General features: G+C 28.0%; 3 protein-coding genes. 1 reads left to right on the top strand and 2 read right to left on the bottom strand.

From position 1 onward, the window contains the following. Positions 1-88: 88 nt before the first annotated feature. Positions 89-2,074 carry an Eco57I restriction-modification methylase domain-containing protein gene (locus tag B5X62_RS15335; RefSeq protein WP_245797212.1) on the top strand — a complete coding sequence of 662 codons (1,986 nt, stop codon included), beginning with the start codon at positions 89-91 and terminating at the stop codon, positions 2,072-2,074. Here the strand turns inward: B5X62_RS15335 and B5X62_RS15330 are convergent. After that, the gene (locus tag B5X62_RS15330) at positions 2,038-2,943 is read right to left on the bottom strand and encodes a hypothetical protein (protein ID WP_079668360.1); all 906 of its coding nucleotides are present in this window, start codon (positions 2,941-2,943) and stop codon (positions 2,038-2,040) included. The two genes, B5X62_RS15335 and B5X62_RS15330, sit on opposite strands and share 37 nt — an antisense overlap. Next, on the bottom strand, positions 2,927-3,145 hold the full coding sequence (locus B5X62_RS15325) for a helix-turn-helix domain-containing protein (RefSeq protein ID WP_079668359.1): 219 nt from the start codon (positions 3,143-3,145) through the stop codon (positions 2,927-2,929). Before B5X62_RS15325 ends, B5X62_RS15330 begins: the two co-directional genes overlap by 17 nt. Positions 3,146-3,437 lie beyond the last annotated feature (292 nt).

Below are 3,437 nucleotides of genomic sequence, written 5' to 3'. Positions count from 1 at the left end.
ATTCCGACATTAAAAACAAAAATTCCTATTTTTAAATCGTGAAGCAAATCCTAAATATTAACCAAAAAGAGTCAACCTATTTCAGGACATGACAAAAAAGAACCATAAAAAAACTAAAGGAAATATTGAAAAAATCATTTCGAAAATAACATTTGAAATTCCAAAATTATGCTTATCTTTGTTACTTAAAGTCAGCATGATGAAAAACGGTATATTAAATGAAATGGTTAAGTCTTACAATCTCAATGAAATTGAGAGTCATTTGATATATTCTTTTTTAAACAACAATAAATTAGATTATTCAAATAATGAAATATTAAATAGTTATTTCATTGACTTTAGAGAGAATTCAAAACTTTATATTGATATATTTAATTTAGAAATCACAACAATAAAAGAACTTGAAAATTATCTTGAACTTTTAATTCCTACAAAAGACAGAAAATTTAATGGCGCATTTTTCACACCAACTTATATCGTCGATTTTATTGTAAACGAAGTAAAACCAAAAGAAAATGACAAAAACCTTGACCCGAGTTGTGGTTGCGGAGCATTTTTAATTGGTCTTGCTGAATACTATCAAAACAAGTTTAATAAATCTGTAAAAAAAACAGTTCAAGAAAATATTTTTGGTTCTGATATTCTAGATTATAATATTCTTCGTACAAAATTATTGTTGACAATTTTCGCCTTACAAAACGAGGAAAATTTAGAAGAAAAAGATTTTAATTTATACCATCAAGATAGTTTAAAGGCTAAATGGAATAACGAATTTGATAATGTCGTAGGGAATCCGCCTTATGTGAAGTTTCAAGATTTATCAGATGAAAACCGTGCCTATTTAATCAAAAATTGGACAAGTATTGAAGGAGGTACTTTTAATCTTTATTTTGCTTTTTTTGAATTAGGATATAAACTTTTAACACCAACAGGAAAACTAGGATATATTACTCCCAATAATTACTTCACATCATTAGCAGGAGTTTCAATTCGCAAATATTTTCAGCAAAAAAAATGTGTAACTAGAATTATTGATTTTAGCCATCTAAAAGTTTTTGACGCTCAAACATACACCGCATTGACTTTTTTGAACAAGAAAGAAAATGAAGCATTGACATTTGATAGAATAAAAGAAGGCTATAAACCAGAAGATTTTTTACCAATTGCTAATGGTTCTCCAAATTATTTCAAAGATTTGGATTCAAAAAAATGGCGTTTATTAAAATCTGATGAACAAAATAATATTAAGACAATTGAGAGTATTGGAACCCCAATAAATATTTTATTTGATATCTGTGTAGGAATTGCAACACTTAAAGATGAAGTGTTTTTTGTTGATGGAAGTATTGAAAAAAATGGATATTACATAAAAACAACTGAAAACGGAGTTTTTGAAATTGAAAAAGAAATAACAAAATCTGTTTACAAAATTTCAAATTTTAAGTCGCAAGAAGAAATAGAAAAAAATACTAAACGTATTATTTGCCCATATTATTTAGGTAAAGGAAACGCCAATCCTATATCAGAAGAAGAATTTAAAATTAAATATCCAAAGTGCTATGTTTATCTTTTGTCAGAAAAAGAAAATTTATCATCAAGAGATAAAGGGAAAACTATTTTTGAGCCTTTCTTTGTTTGGGGCAGAACACAAGGACTAAATAAATTAGGCAAAAAAATATTAAATCCAACGTTTAGTCAGTTTCCAAGATTTTTGTTAGTTAAAGAAGAAGATGCTTTTTTCACAAACGGATATGGATTGTTTTTTCGTGAACCAAAAACAAATTTTTCATTATTTGAAGAAGATGTAAATCCTATTACATTGATTGAAAATATTGACGTAGTACAAAAAATACTAAATTCATATTTAATGCACTATTATGTAAGTAAAACAAGTGTTTCAATTCAAGGCGGTTATCCTTGTTATCAAAAAAATTTCATTGAAAACTTCACAATTCCTCAATTTTCTGATGAGGAAATTAATGAGTTAAAATTATTAAATGATAAACAGGAAATTGACGAGTTTTTAATAGCAAAATATCAGCTAAATCTACTAACTCCAAATCTGGTCGAATAAGCTCTTAATAATTCTGATGTAAATGTTGGGAAATTTAAATTATTTATACTTACGGTTGCATTTTGTGGTATTAAATTATCTGCTTTTAGTTCGGCATCTGTATTATAAATTTTAGGAATTGGTTTACTAAAATCTACAACTAATAAACAAACTCTTTCGTATTTATAATCATCTGATAATATCGAAAGCCTATCATTTATAGCAGAAAATGCCTTTATATATGTTAAAATTGGTGATTGATTTGTAGTCCACGCAACATTATTTATTTGAGCTTGATGTTTATTGTATTCATATACAGGTATCATATACACCTCGCCTAATACCATTTGCTTACATCTCATATGCAAATTCATTGCTTCTGCAAAAGTTCTTTCATACAGTGTGTCTATATTATTTCCTAAACTGCTTAATTGACTTCTGACATTAACAGATAATATTTTTTCAGTTAATGAATGACCAAATAGATCACTTTCACCAGATAGAAGACCATCTGTTAAAATTTCTAAATTTGGTACTTCATTATTTGGAAGAATACATATATCTTGATTTTTTTTCTTTAAAAATCCAGCAAGTTTTAATTCACCAGCACTTTGACCAAGTTCAGGTTTTATTAAATCTGGTCTAACTCCGTTTGAAATAAATGAAGTTTTTACAGCTTCGTGAATCATTTTAATCGGTTGTTGAGATTTTATTAAAGCGGATTTCCCGTCTTCACCAAGAGCTATAATAGTTTCTTCTAAAACTTTTTTGATTGCATTTACTGCTTCTTGAATTCCAATACCTGCGACTCCTGCTAGAGTTATTGTATCATTAAAATGCGATTTGATAACTGCAAGTCTCGCTTTATCAGCATTAGTTAAAATTGCCATCTGTAAAAAAAACTTTTAAGGTTACATTAAGTGCAATTGCAATTTTTTCAATATTGACAATTGAGATGTTTCGACTGCCATTTTCAACAGAAGCAATATAACTTCTATCTAAATCAGCAGAATAAGCCAAATCCTTTTGAGACATAGACGAGAGTTCTCGCAAATGTTTAATTCTTTGTCCTATTTTCACTCTAACATCCATTATGCAAAAATCTAATTTTGTTGACTATAAATCAAAGACTATAAGTAACACTTTAAAAAAAATAGTTTGGAAAACAAAATAACTGAAAAAAGAACGACAGATAACATTGTATTGGCAAAATGCGGGGTTAAATGTATAATAGAACATTTTGTAATATTTATCCGCCGCTATTTTCCCATTCACATTTTTTTAGTAATTTAGTTCATGGAAAAAATATCGGCTTCGTTTGGTCGTTCTTGAACTTTTAGTTCTTCGAAAGCCCGCACTTCGCCAATACTTTTTCCGTTAGCTG

Origin of the sequence: Soonwooa buanensis (genome assembly GCF_900167905.1) — a bacterium.
In the GTDB taxonomy this organism is placed as follows: domain Bacteria; phylum Bacteroidota; class Bacteroidia; order Flavobacteriales; family Weeksellaceae; genus Soonwooa; species Soonwooa buanensis.
This window is presented reverse-complemented; position numbering and strand designations above follow the sequence as displayed.